The organism is Vibrio sp. Vb0349 (genome assembly GCF_033338975.1).
Map to the genome: position 1 here is coordinate 44,452 of NZ_JAWOTS010000021.1, position 16,966 is coordinate 61,417.

At 45.1% G+C, this 16,966-nt stretch carries 19 protein-coding genes; 15 read left to right on the forward strand and 4 right to left on the reverse strand.

Annotated features, from left to right (window positions below):
• Nucleotides 1-38: 38 nt before the first annotated feature.
• From R7Q47_RS18420 to R7Q47_RS18435, 4 genes are all read left to right on the forward strand, one after another.
• On the forward strand, nt 39-215 hold the full coding sequence (locus R7Q47_RS18420) for a DUF1328 family protein (RefSeq protein WP_005379177.1): 177 nt from the start codon (nt 39-41) through the stop codon (nt 213-215).
• 8 nt (nt 216-223) lie between these two features.
• Nucleotides 224-421: a hypothetical protein gene (locus R7Q47_RS18425; RefSeq protein ID WP_005379178.1), complete on the forward strand. Its 198-nt coding sequence runs from the start codon at nt 224-226 to the stop codon at nt 419-421.
• Between the two features lie 104 nt (nt 422-525).
• Nucleotides 526-957 (forward strand): hemerythrin domain-containing protein, encoded by a 432-nt coding sequence (locus R7Q47_RS18430; protein WP_005379185.1) that lies wholly within the window; start codon nt 526-528, stop codon nt 955-957.
• 144 nt (nt 958-1,101) lie between these two features.
• The gene (locus R7Q47_RS18435; RefSeq protein WP_318089309.1) at nt 1,102-2,766 is read left to right on the forward strand and encodes a diacylglycerol kinase family protein; all 1,665 of its coding nucleotides are present in this window, start codon (nt 1,102-1,104) and stop codon (nt 2,764-2,766) included.
• Nucleotides 2,767-2,969: 203 nt separating this feature from the next.
• Here R7Q47_RS18435 and R7Q47_RS18440 read toward each other — a convergent pair whose 3' ends face one another.
• A complete protein-coding gene (locus R7Q47_RS18440; RefSeq protein ID WP_005379193.1) occupies nt 2,970-3,368 on the reverse strand; it encodes a hypothetical protein in 399 nt (132 codons plus the stop codon).
• Between the two features lie 148 nt (nt 3,369-3,516).
• A complete protein-coding gene (locus tag R7Q47_RS18445; RefSeq protein WP_005379194.1) occupies nt 3,517-3,954 on the reverse strand; it encodes a DUF2383 domain-containing protein in 438 nt (145 codons plus the stop codon).
• Between the two features lie 361 nt (nt 3,955-4,315).
• Here R7Q47_RS18445 and R7Q47_RS18450 point away from each other — a divergent pair, with 361 nt between their 5' ends.
• The 4 genes from R7Q47_RS18450 to R7Q47_RS18465 are packed head-to-tail and all read left to right on the forward strand — an operon-like array spanning nt 4,316 to nt 6,557.
• Complete coding sequence (locus R7Q47_RS18450) at nt 4,316-4,564, forward strand: hypothetical protein (RefSeq protein WP_005379196.1); 249 nt, start codon at nt 4,316-4,318, stop codon at nt 4,562-4,564.
• 48 nt (nt 4,565-4,612) lie between these two features.
• Nucleotides 4,613-5,125, forward strand: a complete 513-nt coding sequence (locus R7Q47_RS18455) for a phage holin family protein (RefSeq protein WP_005379198.1) — start codon at nt 4,613-4,615, stop codon at nt 5,123-5,125.
• Nucleotides 5,115-5,441 carry a hypothetical protein gene (locus R7Q47_RS18460; protein WP_005379200.1) on the forward strand — a complete coding sequence of 109 codons (327 nt, stop codon included), beginning with the start codon at nt 5,115-5,117 and terminating at the stop codon, nt 5,439-5,441. Before R7Q47_RS18455 ends, R7Q47_RS18460 begins: the two co-directional genes overlap by 11 nt.
• A gap of 45 nt (nt 5,442-5,486) precedes the next feature.
• Nucleotides 5,487-6,557 (forward strand): AI-2E family transporter, encoded by a 1,071-nt coding sequence (locus R7Q47_RS18465; RefSeq protein ID WP_248487194.1) that lies wholly within the window; start codon nt 5,487-5,489, stop codon nt 6,555-6,557.
• Nucleotides 6,558-6,575: 18 nt separating this feature from the next.
• Here R7Q47_RS18465 and R7Q47_RS18470 read toward each other — a convergent pair whose 3' ends face one another.
• Nucleotides 6,576-9,023, reverse strand: a complete 2,448-nt coding sequence (locus R7Q47_RS18470; protein WP_318089312.1) for an EAL domain-containing protein — start codon at nt 9,021-9,023, stop codon at nt 6,576-6,578.
• A 194-nt stretch (nt 9,024-9,217) separates the two neighbouring features.
• Complete coding sequence (locus R7Q47_RS18475; RefSeq protein WP_213960917.1) at nt 9,218-10,123, reverse strand: DMT family transporter; 906 nt, start codon at nt 10,121-10,123, stop codon at nt 9,218-9,220.
• Between the two features lie 168 nt (nt 10,124-10,291).
• Between R7Q47_RS18475 and rmuC the strand changes: the two genes are divergently transcribed.
• The 7 genes from rmuC to tatC all read left to right on the forward strand — a co-directional run bounded on the left by rmuC (nt 10,292) and on the right by tatC (nt 16,480).
• Nucleotides 10,292-11,824, forward strand: a complete 1,533-nt coding sequence (gene rmuC / locus R7Q47_RS18480) for a DNA recombination protein RmuC (RefSeq protein WP_005382956.1) — start codon at nt 10,292-10,294, stop codon at nt 11,822-11,824.
• A 77-nt stretch (nt 11,825-11,901) separates the two neighbouring features.
• Nucleotides 11,902-12,681, forward strand: a complete 780-nt coding sequence (ubiE, locus tag R7Q47_RS18485; protein WP_017635022.1) for a bifunctional demethylmenaquinone methyltransferase/2-methoxy-6-polyprenyl-1,4-benzoquinol methylase UbiE — start codon at nt 11,902-11,904, stop codon at nt 12,679-12,681.
• An 11-nt stretch (nt 12,682-12,692) separates the two neighbouring features.
• Complete coding sequence (locus tag R7Q47_RS18490; protein ID WP_005379213.1) at nt 12,693-13,328, forward strand: SCP2 domain-containing protein; 636 nt, start codon at nt 12,693-12,695, stop codon at nt 13,326-13,328.
• Complete coding sequence (ubiB, locus tag R7Q47_RS18495; protein WP_005379226.1) at nt 13,325-14,959, forward strand: ubiquinone biosynthesis regulatory protein kinase UbiB; 1,635 nt, start codon at nt 13,325-13,327, stop codon at nt 14,957-14,959. The genes R7Q47_RS18490 and ubiB overlap by 4 nt, the downstream gene beginning before the upstream one ends.
• Nucleotides 14,960-15,011: 52 nt before the next feature.
• Nucleotides 15,012-15,257 carry a Sec-independent protein translocase subunit TatA gene (gene tatA, locus R7Q47_RS18500; protein WP_005382958.1) on the forward strand — a complete coding sequence of 82 codons (246 nt, stop codon included), beginning with the start codon at nt 15,012-15,014 and terminating at the stop codon, nt 15,255-15,257.
• A gap of 3 nt (nt 15,258-15,260) precedes the next feature.
• Complete coding sequence (gene tatB / locus R7Q47_RS18505) at nt 15,261-15,659, forward strand: Sec-independent protein translocase protein TatB (protein WP_005382959.1); 399 nt, start codon at nt 15,261-15,263, stop codon at nt 15,657-15,659.
• 68 nt (nt 15,660-15,727) lie between these two features.
• Nucleotides 15,728-16,480 carry a twin-arginine translocase subunit TatC gene (gene tatC, locus R7Q47_RS18510; protein WP_005379234.1) on the forward strand — a complete coding sequence of 251 codons (753 nt, stop codon included), beginning with the start codon at nt 15,728-15,730 and terminating at the stop codon, nt 16,478-16,480.
• The last annotated feature ends 486 nt before the right edge of the window (nt 16,481-16,966 follow it).

The following is a 16,966-nucleotide window of genomic DNA, read 5'->3' on the forward strand; positions in this document are numbered from 1 at the left end:
CCGAGTGATTTAACCCACTTTTATTAGGAGGTAACACTATGGTTCGTTGGATGTTTATTTTTCTGGCACTGGCACTAATTTCTGCACTATTAGGCTTTACCGGTATTGCAGGAGCTGCTGCCTCTATCGCGCAAGTGATATTTTACCTATTCCTATTGTCATTAATTGTATCAATAGTGATTGTTCTGCTGGGAAGAAAAAACGTAAATAGATAGGAGATTCCATGCGACTTACGTCATTTATTTACCGTATCGCCGCAGTATTCGGTTTGGTGTTTGCGTTGGCAGCTTGTAGTGAAGAAGGGCCAATGGAACAGGCCGGCAAAAAGATAGATGAAGCCGCCGAAGAAACCCAAAATGCGATTGAAGATGAATGTGAAAACATTAAAGAAAATCTAAACGCTGAAGACCAAGACTGTTAGCCGAATCAGGTTAGGTTTTTTACGCATAGCTATGTAAGAGAGGGGCGGTCAATAACCGCCCTTCCTTTTGTCCCAATTGTTTACAATCAGATAAGGAGTCAAAGATGAAAAACATATTTGATGTACTGAAAGAGAGTCATGAAAAGCAACGCCTTTTACTCGATGCTCTGATGGAAACGTCTGGAGATTCCCCCGCTCGTGAAGAGTTTTATCACAACCTTAAAGAGGAACTCGAACAGCACGCAGCGGCAGAAGAGCGGTTTTTCTACGCGCCTTTAATAGATAGCGATAAGACCATTGATCTCACTCGCCATGGCATCGCAGAGCATCATGAAATTGATAAAGTGATTGCACAGCTTGATGCAACCGATATGAGCTCGCCAGCGTGGCTCAACCTAATGAAAACCTTACGTCACAAAGTGTTGCACCATCTTGAGGAAGAAGAGCAGCGTTTCTTCCAGTTAGCCGGCAAGGTAATGACCGATAAGCAGAAAATGAAACTAGCGGATGGTTATGTTGAAGAGATGGCAAGCTAGGTAGAGTGTTGGACCTTTTCGTGCCATTTCGGCACGGGAAGGCACTCAATCAAGGCGTTTACTCAAGTTCATGTATCCAAGCTCAATCCCCCGCGTATTCTAACTTCCACTAAAAAGTGCACTCGCTGAAGGCAAGGAGAGCGAATGTTTATCATCAAATATTATATTCTTGGCGCTCTGATCAGTTTATTGGCCGCTATCTATACGCCTCAAATTATCGTTAGTCTGCTGTTCTTGTGGATATCTCTTTCTTTAGCGTTGGTCAGCGTAGCCTACGTATTCGACATTCCCTCTATTTTTAGAAAAAACCAAGATGGCAAGATTGTCAGGTGGATTCGCTGGGCATTCATCCCATTTTTATTGGGGGCTAGAGCGTATAACGCCTGGGAAAGACGGCGTGATACTGTACCTCCAATCCAAAAAGTCAGCGACAATTTATACCTATCTCGCCGTTTGTTTCAGAGTGACTTAGATTTTCTCGAATCCAATGAGATCTCTTGTATTGTCGATGTCACCGCAGAATTTGCAGGCCTTGAAAGCGCGATGACCGACAAGCAGTTTCATTACCTTTCGATTCCGGTACTCGACCACAAAGCCCCAACGCTAGAGCGTCTTCGCCATGCGATTAACTGGATTGATACTCAAATCTCGTGCTCGCGGGCCGTGGTTGTGCATTGTGCGTTAGGGCGTGGTCGTTCAGTGTTTGTTGTGGCGGCGTATTTACTGAGCAAAGACCCGTCACTGACGGTTGAATCCGTGATGAAAAAAATCAATGACGTACGCAGTACCGCGAGATTGAATAAATTACAGATTAGGACGTTACGAGCGATCAGTGAAAAAGGCGTACTGGGGCTGGATCAATCCACTTGGATGGTGGTTAACCCTGTTGCAGGTGGCGGCAAATGGGGGGAAAACGAACAGCACTTGATTCGTGAGCTAACCAAAAAATATCGCTTGAGTATTCATCAAACCACCACAAACCTCAGCGCCGAGCAGCTAACACAACAGGCAAAAGAAAGTGGAGCTAAGCAAATCATCGTAGCTGGTGGCGATGGCACTGTAACAGAGGTTGCGAGCCAATTGGTGGATACCGACCTCAAACTCGGTATTGTTCCGCTCGGAACTGCCAATGCGTTATGTCATGTGCTCTATGGCGTTGGCGCAAAATTCTCACCGGTCGAAAAAGCGTGTGAAGCGTTGCTTGGCGGACACTGCCAACGTATTGATACTGCGGACTGCAATCAGCGGCTTATTTTATTGGTCTTAGGTATTGGGCTAGAACAGAAAATGATCGAGCACGCTCAGCGAGAAGAGAAAAATGTTTTTGGACAACTCGCTTACCTCACCGGCTTTTTTAATGCTGTAGTGGCGGAAGAAACGCAAGCTTTAACCGTTTCGTTAGACGATCCAACTGAAGATGGAAACCACGACAATAATACACAAACGCTTGAAGTCCATAGTTTTGTCGTTGCGAATATCGCTCCATTTAGTACGTTGCTTGCCCAAGGTGGTGATGCGCCGCAGCCTGATGATGGCAAGCTGCATATCACATATTTAGATAACACCGAGTCTTTAGGCGGACGTCTTATCGCCTTGTCGGATCTGACATTAACGAGCGTAGGCGCACAGGAAGAATCGACACATTTTCAATACGCGACGGCTCAGAGCGTCACTATTTCTGCGAATAAACCGATTGAGTATGTGATTGATGGTGAACTGTATTCTGATGAGCAACTGGCAATCAAGCTGCGTCCAAAGTCATTGAACGTATTTGTTCCAAGCCAGAGACGTAAATCAGCTTCGCTTTAACACAGATAATCCGCGGATTACGCGCCATTTGCTTCGTATTCTACATGGCGCTTTTTCTGTGTTGTTTGATGATTTGGTGTGCGTCGTAAAAAGGCTATTAAGGTCGCTGCGTAGATGCAGCGGCTTTTGTCTATCTACACCTTTTTATTAGGTTGATTGGGGATGAGGGTTAAACAAAGTGAAAGAAAGAAGGGCGAGTACAATTACTCACCCTGAGGTAAGTGCTTTTCAATTTCATCGTTTTCAACTTGTAAAGCAGCTAACCAATAAGAAACAAGTGCGGTTAAGTTGGTGTCGTCAATGGCTCTAAGCAGGGCTTTTAAATCATCTAACAGTAGTTTATTCATAAAATGCATTTCTTTGTAATTGCCTAACTCGGCAACGCCGTATTCGGTGGCATTTTCTGCAATGAATTGTTCACCATCTTGATCGAAGAACAGCTTCGCCATCTTTTTGATCATCACTTTTTCTATTTTCACGAATCGATATGCCGCTCTTGCGAGTGTCATGTGTGATTGCGGGTTAACGAGAGGCAAACACGTTTGGCGATGGTGTGTCATTTTTACGAGTAGCTCCCTTACTCGATTGTTATCCAATGTCATAGTGACCTCTTTATTTATGACTATTGTCGTGGGACATTTCTCGTGATGGTTATGTTAATGCGCCTGTGGGCTTGTCAGAAATGGCCAAAGCAAGTTGGCCATTTCTTTGATCAATACCGAGCTTTATTGCAAAGGCGACCACCAAGTTTTAGCTAATAAGGCTGATGCTGCTGAGTTTTTCTTTGCAGCTTTTTATATCGCTACGAACTTTCAGCAGAACCGAGTTATCCGCCTGCTCTGGGTGGGAAGTAATCAAATTCTCAATCTCTTTGAGTACCTTGCTTTCGACACCTTCAAGCTGTTCTAAATACATAGACTCTTTGTCAGAGGACACTTCCTTCATCACGTCGCTGTAGACCTCACGCGCCTTGATGGTGTAGGAAACCGGAGTGTCGTCGGCAGATTCTTCATTGTTACTTGCTAGAGAGTAGGGAGTGAGCTCAATGACTGCACGCTCACGTACTCTGAGCAGTTCTACCAACACATTATTCAAAGAAGTGTTGTCGATGTTCTCGATGGCCTTGTTGTAAATTTCATTTCCGCTTTCGATAAGCTCAATGATTGAGGCGATGTTTTCATTTTTCATATGCCACTCCTTATTTACTGGTGATAGGGGTGTTTGAGCGTATGGAATACAAACACGATGTTTCGTCTTCATTTGCAGGTTGTATGCCAATGAACTTTAAGTCTTATTAATCAGTGACTTAATGTCTTGTTTTGCAATAACTTGCTAACAGTCGGTAAGGCGCTAAGAAAAAATTACAAGAATGGCGGGGAAAGCCTGGAAAGAATTACACGTACAGATACGGCTTTTTATCGAAATAAAAATAAAATCAATAAAAAACAATGACTTAAAATTATGGCATGGATATGGCTTTGTAGGGAGTAAGTGAGGTCAAACATTGTTTCACTTGATTCACTATTCAACTCATTAATGGAGGCTAGTTATGGCTACTACAAAAGAAAGCACAGTAAAACCTCAAGAGCAGTTAGAAGAAGCATATCACTTAGCGGAACAAGCCACGACGGAAGCCGTTGGCGCGATGAAAGACCAAGCCAAAGAGAAGCTGGATGTCGGTGCACAGCAAGTTCAGCAGGCGACTAAGTCGGCAGAAAATGTAATCAAGGAGCGCCCATTGCTGAGCATAGGCTGTGCCTTCCTTGCTGGTTGGGCGGTTTCGAAGCTGATCAAATAATAGTGGTCACCAAGGATTAAGCCACACAACAGAAAGGCGAGGCTTCACATGAATAACTCAGGGCAAGTTACCAATCAGCAATCAGGCTCGGCGGCTTCAGACAGCGGCCGAGCCCCTGATGGGGCAGAAGAACAGGATATCCAACAAACCATTAATGGTTTGAGCAGCATTCTTGCGCAATTGGACCAACTGACGAAATCGCTAAAAGCATGGTCAGGTTCAACGTTGGATTTGTTCCTCTTGGAGATGAAAGTTAACGTGTCCGCAGTGCGTCAGATTTTGCTGTGTACCGTTGTTTTTACCCTATTGTCGGTATTGTTCGTATTCAGTTTGTGCCTTGCCTCTGGAGTGGTGGCTTATCAGTTAACTGCCAACGTATATGTTGCCGTGGGTGTATTTATCACATCATTAGGCTTGGCATTATTTGCTTTAGCCTGGTGGCAGAAGCGTTTAGTTGGATTTCTTGGATTCAAAAATACGACAGAACAATTACAGGAGGGGTGGGATGCGCTCGCTACAAAAGCTCAATCGAGCCATGCGGATCAAGCGGATGGAAGGTAAAGCGTCTCTAGAGCAATGCTGTTTGTCGATGGAAATGTTCACGTTTACCACCAAGAAGTTTGTGAGAGAAAACCCTTGGACGACATTAGGCATTAGTGCTGTCGTTGCCGTTACCGCAGCAAAAGCAGGTCGATTGTCTCGACTGACTTCTTCTATTTCGTCAATGGGGCTATTGGTTAGCAGCGTGTCTGATATTACCGATTCGCTCACAAAGCCGGTCGCGGCAGCTTCTCTGGATGAGTCAGATGCGGAGCAAAATGGAAATGCAGCAACACAAGTAAGCAACGCTGCTACGACAGAGGGCGAACCACTCTAATAGCGGATTTCACCGCAAAATTTTCTTACCGATTCTGAGCTTATTATGACAGCGAAATTGAACATTCCTGCCAACACTGCGATTGGTGCAACGCTTCTCGTCCTGTTACTCGTCCCAGGGCTGTATTTTGCCAAGCCAATATTGTTACCTATTGTGCTTAGCACCTTTATTTCTCTGCTGTGCAGTCCTTTCATTAATTATCTTGAAGACAAAGGTTTACCACGTGCTATTACCGTCGTGTTGACGCTGTCATTCCTCGTTGGCGCCTCAATTATTGGTCTTGCCGCCATGTCGGAGCCCGCCAAGCAATGGTGGTCTGAGCTGCCCAGTATCGTGAAAAATGTGTCGCAAGAAGTAAGCGAAGTTACTAAAGCTTCGGCTGATCACCTTAATACTCCATTGAATATCGCCAATGATATGAGTATGGATGAGGTCGGGAACAACACCTTCTTTTCTTTGGTAAAAACGCTCGCGACCACTACGCCGACGATTTTGACACAAGCGATGATCGTGCTGTTTATGGTTTACTTTATGCTCAATCATGGACGAAGCTTATTTCGAAAGTCAGTGTCTTACTTACATGGGTTCGCCAAACAGCGCCAAGCGATTGAGTTGGTCAAAGCGCTACAGAAAGACCTATCTCGATACATTGGCACCATCACTTTAGTGAATGCGGGGTTGGGGTTGAGTGTCGGGGCCGTGTTTTTTGTTCTAGGCCTTGAAGATCCATTTCTATGGGGCGCATTTGCAGGCGTGATGAATTTTGCGCCGTACCTCGGCCCTGTCATATCCATGGTGAGCTTTGGCTTTGTTGCTTATCTTCAGTTGGAGTCGGTCAGTTTTATGCTGACGGTGGTGTCTATCTATTTACTGCTCAATTTGATTGAAAGTCAGTTTGTTACACCAACACTATTGGGGAAAAGGTTTAACTTAAACCCATTAGTGATTTTTGTTTGGCTTGTTTTTTGGGGCTGGCTTTGGGGCGGAATGGGACTATTGATCGGTGTGCCGTTGCTGGTTTGTATCAATATTTTGGTTGATCGTCTAGAGCTATGCCAATCAACCCAAAATCAAGCAAAACAAATCACCTCCGCGGACGTGGCACCGCGAGAGTGACTTGAGGAGCAAGCTGGTTCAACGAAACAGTTTTTCAGCGCTCACTGGCTGACTAAATAAATATCCCTGACCATAAATACAGCCTTTTTCGAATAAATAATCGGCTTGTTCCCGAGTTTCTATCCCTTCCGCGACGACTTTCAACGACAGCGTTTTTCCCATGGCAATAATGGCATTCACAATCGCGTTGCTGTCGCTATTACTTGGGACATCACTGACAAATGAGCGGTCAATTTTCAGTTTGTTGATTGGCAAACCTTTCAAGTAAGACAAAGACGAATAGCCAGTTCCAAAGTCATCCAGAGAAATCTCAATACCCAGTTCTCGTAATTGATTTAACGATGCAATGGCTTGTTGAGGGTCGATCAGTAAAAAGCTCTCTGTGATCTCCAAATCTAACCGTTGGGCAGGGTATCCGGTGTTATCGAGGATAGTACTTAATCGCTGAATGAAATTTGACTGCTGAAGCTGCAACGCAGAAACATTGACGGCGATTTTGCCAAACTCGATGCCCTGGTCCAGCCAAGCATTACCTTGCAAACAGGCTTGTTGTAACACCCACTCACCAATGCTTTGAATCAGCCCTGTTTTTTCTGCAATTGGAATAAAGTCTGCTGGTGGTACAAGGCCAAACTCTGGATGCTGCCAGCGTAATAAAGCTTCCACGCCGACAATCGTATTTTGTTCCAAATTGTATTGCGGTTGGAATTCTAACCGGAGTTGTTGTTTTTCTATTGCTTGATGCAAAGCGGATTGAATGCGTACATGGGATACGGATTTATCGGTCAAATCCGGTGAGTAAAACGCGTAGCCGTTGCGTCCATTTTTCTTCGCTAAGTACATCGCGGTGTCTGCGTTTTTCAGTAAGGTTTCACTGTCTTGACCGTCTCTTGGGTACAAGGCAATACCAATACTTGTCGAGACACGAAGTGAGTCGTGGTTTGCCAAGTCGAATGGTTGCTGGAATACGCTTAGAATATCGCCGACGGTTTCCAGTAAGGCAACATCACTATGGATGTCTGGCAAAATAATCACAAATTCATCGCCGCCAATGCGAGCCACATGCGCATTGAGGTGAAGCACATCTTGCAGACGAATCGCTAACTTAGACAGCAATTGGTCACCACAGAAGTGGCCCATGCTATCGTTGATGTGTTTGAAATGGTCGATATCTAAGAATAGGGTGGCAAACGTCTGCTGGCTTTTGTGTCCGGTTTCGATGTGTTGCTCGAGTAAGCTAAGTAAATGAGTGCGATTAGGTAGATTGGTTAATGGATCGTAAAAAGCCATGCGCTGCAGCTTTTCTTCGTGTGCCTTACGCACAGAGATATCTTCAAACACACAAATGTAGTTAATAAGGTGGTTTTTATCGTCCATTACGGCGCTAATGGTCGCTAATTGCGGATAAATGCTGCCATCTTTCTTTCTGTTGATGAATTCGCCTTTCCATTGGCCTTTGTTTTCGAGTTGATGCCACAACTGTTGATAGAAACCTTGATCATGATGGCCTGAGCGCAGAATTCGTGGGTTTTTTCCTATCACCTCTTCAGAGCGGTAACCTGTAATTTGGGTAAAAGCCGTGTTTACATCAATGATGTTGGCATTGCGGTCTGTAATGACCATGCCTTCTTGCGAATTGTTGAAAATTTGGGACGCTAAGGAGAGCTGCGTTTCTACCATTTTTCGGCGGGTGATGTTACGTGTCATCCCCAGAATGCCGATTAAGTTTCCCGCATGATCACGGACAGGAGACTTAATGGTTTCTAGCCAAGTGGGGTTATTGTTTTCATCAATTTGACGGCATTCTTCAACAATATTTTGCGTGCCCGTGGCTACCACCAATTTATCGGCATCAATGAATTTTTCCGCACGTTCATGGCTAAACAGAGCAAAATCGTCTTTTCCAATGATTTCACTGTTGGTTTTTTGCCACGCATTTTCTACGCTTCGGTTGGTCATCGAATAAAGACCATCCATGCCTTTTATCCATACGTGGTCTTCAAGGCAGTCGATAAACTCTTGTAGTGTTGGTGTTGGCTTTATTTCCGCGCTTTGATGTCGCGTTTGTTCTTGCTGACAGTGCAAGTTGATATCATAGCTGATCCGCCCCGCCATTGCGCTTAGCCATGCCGAAACAACCGTTGATTGATCATTAGGGTGAGTCAGTGTCAGTACGGCAAGCAATTCGCCATTTGGTAGCCAAATCGGTCCTATGCTCAAGGTTTGCTCTTCAAAGGGGGTATGGCTAACTGTAAAATCTGTCGGCGTAAAGTGATCGACAACTTGCGTTATCACATCGACGATAGCACGATGATTTTGGGTTGAGGTGGACACCTCAGTCGATAGCCACTGCTGAGTATCGCTCAGAGTATAAAGCTGTCCCTGAGCTTGAGTTACATTACAGCATTGTCGCAGAACGTGTTGCCAGTCTGCCATCAAAGGCGAAGGAATAGCGAAGCGAAACATAATTAATAACGAGTCCTAAATCGCCCAAAGGTAATTATATTAGAATCTAGCGTAAGCTATTGGGCTTTGTGAGTATCGTATCCAACGCGTAGCTAAATCCTAGCAGCGTAAAGTGCTTTCTATCATTAAAATGTTATCTATATCTCTTTTTTATCCAACTTATTGCATTGTTTTTTAGGGCTTTTGATAGGTGATTAAGAAGCGTTTACCGCTTTGGTTTTCTTGCCCCATGAGACTTGCTGAATGACTAAGCCACTGATGATCAATACCAGGCCAATCAAGGTTGAAGGGTGAATTTCTTCGCCGATGATGGTAGCTAACAACATGAGTGAGATAAATGGAGAAGCAAAGATCAGATTACTGATACGCGCGGTGTTTTGCGTTGATTTGAGTGCGCTCAGCCACAAAACGAAAGTGATCCCCATTTCAAACAGTCCGACATACGTCACCGCTGCCCAGCCTTTAGCTGAGATTGCCTGCCAGCTCGCACCTTCATAAAGACTTAAACCAATGGCGAATGGAATAGCGACCAAAAAGCCGAGCAGAACGCCAACCACAGGGTCGGCCTTATTTTTGGTATTTAAAATCCAGTAACCGGCCCACAGCAGCGTTGATAGCAGCGCAAGACCAACACCCAACGGGCTCTCAAATTCCATGCCTAAAAGATTGCCTTGTGTGGCAATCACTATCACACCGACATAACTAAAACCGCAAGCCAGCCAGTCCTTACCACGGATCTTTTGTCCTAAGAAAACAGCGGCCATTAGCGTTAAGGTGATGGCCCAGCTGTAGTTGATTGCTTGAGCCTGAGATGCGGGCAGCAAGTCATATGCTTTGAACAGAATAACGTAATACGCCAAAGGGTTAATCAACCCAAGCAGTAGGTAATACCAAGGGTTTGAGAAAAATGTAGCGCTTAACTGGCCCAATTTACCTTGCACACCACAGATTAGTGTTAGTGCAATCGCAGAGACGATGCTGGCAATGCATAGCATTTGAATCGGCGTAAATTCTGCCAGCGTGAGTTTAAATGCGGTTGCAACGGTAGACCAAAGTAATACTGCTGAGAGCCCAAATCCTAGGGCGCGACGCTCGTTCATGATGCCTCTGCGTGATGATGTGCCGCTCGGTTTGGATAATTTGAGCGGAAGAAAGAATATTATAGGAAGGCCTAGTGTATGCGAGGATTTTTCATCCAACAAACTGGACATTTATCCAGTGTCTAAATACCATTGTTATAGATACAAAACACAGGCTAACTCGCTATTATGCAATGGATTCTTGAGTACCAATCTCTCATTCTCTCTTCTCTTTGTGCTGCCACGCTTAGTGGTGTCGCTGCCGGTTGGTGGGTGAAACAGCGTTTTATCACCCAAACTCAGCTTCTCGAGCAACAACTTGTTTCAGAAAAACAGCTTCATCAACAGCAACTTGAACAGGTCAAGCAAAGCCTTGCCGATGCCCAGCAAGAGTTGGATGAATTAGATGATGAGCGCGATAAAGCCGCGTTTGAAGTGCGTCAAACGCACGGAAAGCTGATGGCAGCTATGGAAAAACTGCGTTACTTCGAGGCTGTAAAGCAAGAGCGCCAGCAATACTTTGATGAGCTTGGTCAAATGCGTGAACACAAATCACGTCTAGAAACGCAGCTGCGTGAACAGCAAGCTCGCCATGAGCAAATTAACCAAGCTAATGCCGAAAAACTGCAAATTTTAGAACAAGCGGAAGCACGCTTGAAACAACAATTTGAGCACTTGGCAAATCAACTGTTTGAAGAAAAAACAGCGAAGGTCGATTTGCAAAACCGTCAGAGTTTAGAAGGCTTGTTGTCACCGCTTAGAGAACAGTTAGAAGGGTTCAAAAAGCACGTTAATGACAGCTTTAGCCAAGAAGCTAAAGAGCGCCATACCTTAGTGCATGAGCTGAAAAACCTGCAACGTTTGAACGAGCAAATGACGCGCGAAGCGGTTAATTTGACCCAAGCGTTGAAAGGGGACAACAAACAGCAAGGTAACTGGGGCGAAGTGGTGCTCGCTAGGGTACTTGCCGAATCTGGCTTGCGTGAAGGGCACGAATATCAGACTCAGGTGAACTTACAAAATGAAGCAGGCAAGCGTTACCAACCTGATGTCATTGTGCATCTCCCACAAAACAAACAAGTGGTTGTGGATTCTAAAATGGCGCTGGTTGCCTATGAGCGCTACTTCAACGCCGAAACTGATGCTGAGCGCGATCAGGCTTTGAATGCGCACTTAGCTGCTCTACGTTCACATATCAAAGGGTTAAGCATGAAGGACTACCACAAACTCAAAGGTATTCAGAGTTTGGACTATGTTCTGATGTTTATCCCGGTTGAGCCGGCGTTCCAAGTCGCGATTCAAGCCGATCCGAGCTTGATTAAAGACGCGATGGAGCAAAACATCATTTTGGTGAGCCCAACAACGTTGCTGGTGGCATTGCGCACCATTGATAATCTATGGCGCAATGAACGCCAAAATGAAAACGCCAAAATGATTGCGCAGCGTGCGACAAAACTCTACGACAAATTACGATTGTTTGTAGACGACATGGAGGGGCTCGGCGGTGCGCTGGATAAGGCGAATCAAAGCTATCAAGGTGCGATGAACAAGCTTGCCACAGGGCGCGGAAATGTGATTCGCCAAGCCGAAAGCTTTAAACACTTGGGAGTTGAAATTAAACGACCGATTTCTTCCGACCTCGCGCAGTTAGCGCAGAGTGATGCATTTTCAGAAAATGACCCGTTAGTAGAAAGACATCCGGCTGAGGATAAAGTAAACTAATCGCCCGCAGTGCAGTGGGCGATTTTATTTGTCAACAAACGCCCCGTAGAGGAAAGCGCTGCCTAAGAGGAATTAGAATGACGGACACAAGTTTGCAATCCAATACAGCGTTAGAGAATGAAACCACTCACTTTGGTTTCTCTACAGTGGCAAAAGACGAAAAAGTGACTAAGGTTGCCGAAGTATTCCACTCCGTGGCAACAAAATACGACATCATGAATGACCTGATGTCTGGTGGTATTCACCGCCTTTGGAAGCGCTTCACTATCGATTGTAGTGGTGCTCGCCCTGGCCAACGTATTCTTGACCTAGGTGGTGGTACGGGTGATTTGACGGCGAAATTCTCGCGCATTGTTGGCGATGAAGGCCATGTCATCCTTGCCGATATCAATAACTCAATGCTTAACGTTGGTCGCGATAAACTGCGTGACAACGGTATTGTGGGTAACGTGCATTATGTTCAAGCCAACGCAGAAGAACTGCCGTTCCCTGATGATTATTTTGATGTTATCACCATCAGTTTTTGTTTGCGTAATGTGACTGACAAAGACAAAGCGCTTCGTTCAATGTTCCGCGTACTGAAGCCAGGCGGCCGTCTATTGGTGTTGGAATTTTCAAAACCAGTGCTAGAGCCGTTATCGAAAGTATACGACGCATATTCATTCCACTTGTTGCCGAGAATCGGTGAGCTAGTTGCGAATGACTCAGAGAGTTACCGCTACCTAGCGGAGTCAATCCGTATGCATCCAGACCAAGAAACGCTGGAAGGCATGATGCAAGAAGCAGGTTTTGAAAACACCAAATACTACAACTTAACTGGTGGTATTGTGGCTTTGCATCGCGGTTATAAATTCTAAGGGTTAACGGCATGCCATTTGAACCACTTATCACCGCTGTGATTGAAACGTCACTGAATACACTGATCAAAGACGACCCTGCATTGGGCCGTCGTTTAGCGCGTCTAAAAGGTCAAGTTATTCAAGTTCACCTGAAAGAGATCAATAAAACACTGACATTCGTTTTTAGTCAGCAAATTGATGTGCTCGGTCATTACGAAGGGCAGCCTAACTGCTATCTATCGCTCAACTTGAGTGTGTTACCAGAGCTGCGCGATCAGGCCAACATCACTCGTCTTATTAAACAAGATAAACTTGAACTCGAAGGCGATATTCAATTGGCGCAGAAATTCTCTCAGTTGATGGTGGATTGCAAACCAGATGTTGAAGAGTGGTTGTCTCGCGTGACTGGCGATGTCGCCGCACATACCTTTGTGCAAGGTTCAAAAAACATCGGCAACTTTCTTGCGTCTCAAGCAGAAAAACACCAGCGTCATCTTGCGCAAGTAGTGACTGAAGAATGGAAACTGGCTCCCGCTCCGTTAGAAGTGGCCTATTTCTGCGACCAAGTTGATGAGGTTCGCAGCCAGGCTTCTCGCATTGAAGCTCGTTTAACGGCTTTGCTGAATAAGCTGGATGCAGATAAGCCTGCATTGGAGAAACCATGACGCCAGCAGAACTAAAGCGCTTATACCACATCGCCAAAGTACAACTGGAATACGGCTTAGATGAGCTGCTTCCCGATCACCAACTGACCAAAGCTCCGCTTTTACTGCGCAAAAGCTTGTTTTGGATTAAGAACAAGCACCCAGAAAAACCACTCGGTGAACGTCTGCGTTTAGCACTGCAAGAGCTGGGGCCGGTTTGGATTAAGTTCGGTCAGATGATGTCGACGCGCCGTGACTTATTTCCTCCGCATATCGCTGATCCCCTAGCTTTACTTCAAGACCAAGTCGCGCCTTTTGATGGCGAGTTGGCAAAAAAGCAGATGGAGCAAGCATTAGGTGGTCCGTTAGAAAAATGGTTTACCGAGTTTGATATCAAACCACTGGCGTCTGCGTCGATTGCTCAAGTACATACTGCGCGCATAAAAGACACTAACCAAGAAGTGGTATTAAAGGTTATCCGCCCAGATATTCGCCCAGTCATTGATTCAGATCTAAAACTGATGCACCGAATGGCGCGTATAGTCGCCGGAGCGATGCCTGAAGCACGTCGTTTAAAACCAGTTGAAGTCGTGCGTGAGTACGAGAAAACCCTGCTTGATGAACTCGACTTGCGACGTGAGGCGGCGAATGCCATTCAGTTGCGCCGCAACTTTGAGGGCAGCGAAGAATTGTATGTTCCTGAAGTTTTTCCCGACTTCAGTAATGAAACTGTCATGGTTTCTGAGCGAATATATGGCATTCAAGTCTCTGATATTGAAGGCTTGAAAGCAAATGGCACCAATATGAAATTGCTCGCGGAACGCGGTGTGAGTGTGTTCTTCACTCAGGTGTTCCGAGACAGCTTTTTCCATGCCGATATGCATCCGGGTAATGTGTTCGTCAAACCCGAACATCCAGAGAACCCAATGTGGATAGGGCTAGATTGCGGAATCGTTGGTACACTTAATAGCGAAGACAAGCGTTATCTGGCGGAAAACTTCCTGGCGTTTTTCAATCGTGACTACCGCCGAGTGGCGGAGTTACATGTGGATTCAGGGTGGGTGCCTGCGGATACCAATGTCGATGAGTTTGAGTTCGCGATTCGCATTGTGTGTGAGCCTATTTTTGCTAAGCCATTGTGCGAAATCTCCTTTGGTCATGTGTTGTTGAATTTGTTCAACACGGCACGTCGATTCAATATGGAGGTTCAGCCACAGCTTGTACTGTTGCAAAAAACGCTGTTGTACGTGGAAGGGCTTGGTAGGCAGCTATATCCTCAACTTGATTTGTGGGAGACCGCAAAACCATTCCTGGAGGAATGGATGATGAATCAAGTTGGGCCGCAAGCTCTAGTGAATGCGATTAAAGACCGCGCACCATTTTGGGCAGAGAAATTACCTGAACTGCCAGAGCTACTTTACGATAGCCTGAAACAAGGTAAAGCGATGAATCAACGTATGGATCAGCTTTATCAAGGGTATCGCCAGAGCAAGCGCCAGCAGGCGACAGGAAAGTTTTTGTTTGGCGTTGGCGCGACTTTAGTCGTATGCTCGGCAATATTGGTGAACGATGCTTTTGAGCAGCTTTCGTTGGCCTGCGGTATCGCAGGTGTCACATTTTGGCTGCTTAGTTGGCGAGCTTATCGTCAATAGACGTTAAACTCTTGAAATATTTTTGTTTGTTTAAAGACCCGAGGTAAAGAGAATGGGTGGTATCAGTGTTTGGCAACTTCTAATCATTGCTGTAATTGTTGTATTGCTATTCGGAACAAAGAAACTACGTGGTATCGGTGGCGATCTGGGTGGTGCCGTTAAGGGCTTCAAAAAAGCGATGAGCGAAGATGAACCTGCGAAAAATGACAAAGACGCAGACTTCGAACCAAAAAGTCTAGAAGAGCAGCAGAAAAAAGAAGCTGCTCCTGAAACGAAAAAAGACAAAGAGCAGGCGTAAAACGTGTTTGATATCGGTTTTTGGGAACTGGTATTAATATCTGTTGTTGGTCTGGTCGTTCTTGGGCCGGAGCGTTTGCCTCATGCTATTCGCAGCGTGTCTCGCTTTATCGGTGCCGCTAAGAGTATGGCAAATAGCGTCAAAGACGAATTGTCACACGAGCTGAAAGTCCAAGAGCTGCAAGAAAACTTGCGCAAAGCAGAACAAATGGGGATGGATGATTTATCCCCTGAGTTGAAATCTTCAGTTGAAGAGTTGAAGAAGGCAGCGCAATCTGTAAATCGTCCTTACGCAAAGAACACCGATTCAGAGGCTGAGCCTGTAAAAACAGAGCCAGCAGCAGAAAAGGTAGAGAAAGCGGAAGAGAGCAAGGTTACAGCGGCAGATAAGAAAGCCGAATAGTCTCATTAGGAGGAGCTACTAGTGATTGGTAGCTCCTTTTTGATCTGGTTTTTAATAAGAGGTTTGCCATGTCTACCGTCGAGCAGACACAACCTTTAATTAGTCATTTGTTGGAGCTTCGCAACCGACTACTGCGCTCAATCCTCGCAGTGTTGGTCGTGTTTGTCGGACTAATTTATTTCTCTAACCACATTTACGAGTTTGTTTCCGCACCTTTAGTAGAACGTCTACCTGAAGGCGCGACCATGATTGCTACGGATGTAGCGTCACCTTTTTTTACGCCACTTAAGCTGACGTTAATTGCTTCGGTATTTATTGCGGTGCCGTTTATTTTGTATCAAGTTTGGGCCTTTGTAGCGCCAGGTTTGTACAAGCATGAACGTCGATTGATCATGCCACTGCTGTTCTCTAGTTCGCTATTGTTCTACTGTGGAGTGGCATTTGCCTACTTCGTGGTATTTCCATTGGTGTTTGGCTTCTTTACCGCCATCTCTCTTGGTGGAGTAGAGTTTGCAACTGATATCTCGAGTTATCTCGACTTTGTGCTGGCGCTATTTATGGCGTTTGGTATCGCATTTGAGGTGCCTGTTGCGATTATTTTGTTGTGTTGGACTGGGGCCACTACACCAGAAGATTTAAGACAGAAACGTCCTTATATTATAGTGGCTGCGTTTGTCGTAGGTATGGTGTTAACGCCACCAGACATGATCTCGCAAACCTTACTCGCTATTCCGATGTGTTTACTGTTTGAAGTCGGTTTGTTCTTCGCGCGTTTTTATACTCGTCGAAGCGAAGAAGTAGAAGCGGAAACCGAAGAATAAGGCTAATCTAGATGTGAAAAGCGGCTCAATTGAGCCGCTTTTTTTTTGCGGTTGGTTTTTTCTTGGGCTAATTACTTAACTTTCATGACGTAACCACATTTTGTGCATACGTATACTTCCTTGATGCCCAGCAGCTTTTGAAAAAAACTGCGCGGTACGCGTTGTAAGTAAGCACCATGTGTACACACTTCAACTTCCATATTCATGCTGTTTTACATTTGTGCTAATTAATGGGCGTAAATCAGTATAGAAAAATAATGTGTCGAGTTGTCGACAGTTTTGCAAAGCGGACGAAGTAAAGTGACGATATGAGAAGTAAGTAGAGTTGCTAGTTAATTATTATGTTTATCAATAATTTTGTATGGATTGTTCTACTATTTCAACAGGTTGAATCGTTCATTCAATAGTTTATGACCCGTCCTGATATGGGTTGACACTTTTTAACTAAAACGCTCGATGTACTTCATCGGGCGTTTTGTATTTTAA

Excerpts from the sequence above, each read along its gene's own strand:
- R7Q47_RS18420 (WP_005379177.1), top strand. The coding sequence starts at position 39 with ATGGTTCGTTGGATGTTTATTTTTCTGGCACTGGCACTAATTTCTGCA.
- R7Q47_RS18425 (WP_005379178.1), top strand. The coding sequence starts at position 224 with ATGCGACTTACGTCATTTATTTACCGTATCGCCGCAGTATTCGGTTTG.
- R7Q47_RS18430 (WP_005379185.1), top strand. The coding sequence starts at position 526 with ATGAAAAACATATTTGATGTACTGAAAGAGAGTCATGAAAAGCAACGC.
- R7Q47_RS18435 (WP_318089309.1), top strand. The coding sequence starts at position 1,102 with ATGTTTATCATCAAATATTATATTCTTGGCGCTCTGATCAGTTTATTG.
- R7Q47_RS18440 (WP_005379193.1), bottom strand. The coding sequence starts at position 3,368 with ATGACATTGGATAACAATCGAGTAAGGGAGCTACTCGTAAAAATGACA.
- R7Q47_RS18445 (WP_005379194.1), bottom strand. The coding sequence starts at position 3,954 with ATGAAAAATGAAAACATCGCCTCAATCATTGAGCTTATCGAAAGCGGA.
- R7Q47_RS18450 (WP_005379196.1), top strand. The coding sequence starts at position 4,316 with ATGGCTACTACAAAAGAAAGCACAGTAAAACCTCAAGAGCAGTTAGAA.
- R7Q47_RS18455 (WP_005379198.1), top strand. The coding sequence starts at position 4,613 with ATGAATAACTCAGGGCAAGTTACCAATCAGCAATCAGGCTCGGCGGCT.
- R7Q47_RS18460 (WP_005379200.1), top strand. The coding sequence starts at position 5,115 with ATGGAAGGTAAAGCGTCTCTAGAGCAATGCTGTTTGTCGATGGAAATG.
- R7Q47_RS18465 (WP_248487194.1), top strand. The coding sequence starts at position 5,487 with ATGACAGCGAAATTGAACATTCCTGCCAACACTGCGATTGGTGCAACG.
- R7Q47_RS18470 (WP_318089312.1), bottom strand. The coding sequence starts at position 9,023 with ATGTTTCGCTTCGCTATTCCTTCGCCTTTGATGGCAGACTGGCAACAC.
- R7Q47_RS18475 (WP_213960917.1), bottom strand. The coding sequence starts at position 10,123 with ATGAACGAGCGTCGCGCCCTAGGATTTGGGCTCTCAGCAGTATTACTT.
- rmuC (WP_005382956.1), top strand. The coding sequence starts at position 10,292 with ATGCAATGGATTCTTGAGTACCAATCTCTCATTCTCTCTTCTCTTTGT.
- ubiE (WP_017635022.1), top strand. The coding sequence starts at position 11,902 with ATGACGGACACAAGTTTGCAATCCAATACAGCGTTAGAGAATGAAACC.
- R7Q47_RS18490 (WP_005379213.1), top strand. The coding sequence starts at position 12,693 with ATGCCATTTGAACCACTTATCACCGCTGTGATTGAAACGTCACTGAAT.
- ubiB (WP_005379226.1), top strand. The coding sequence starts at position 13,325 with ATGACGCCAGCAGAACTAAAGCGCTTATACCACATCGCCAAAGTACAA.
- tatA (WP_005382958.1), top strand. The coding sequence starts at position 15,012 with ATGGGTGGTATCAGTGTTTGGCAACTTCTAATCATTGCTGTAATTGTT.
- tatC (WP_005379234.1), top strand. The coding sequence starts at position 15,728 with ATGTCTACCGTCGAGCAGACACAACCTTTAATTAGTCATTTGTTGGAG.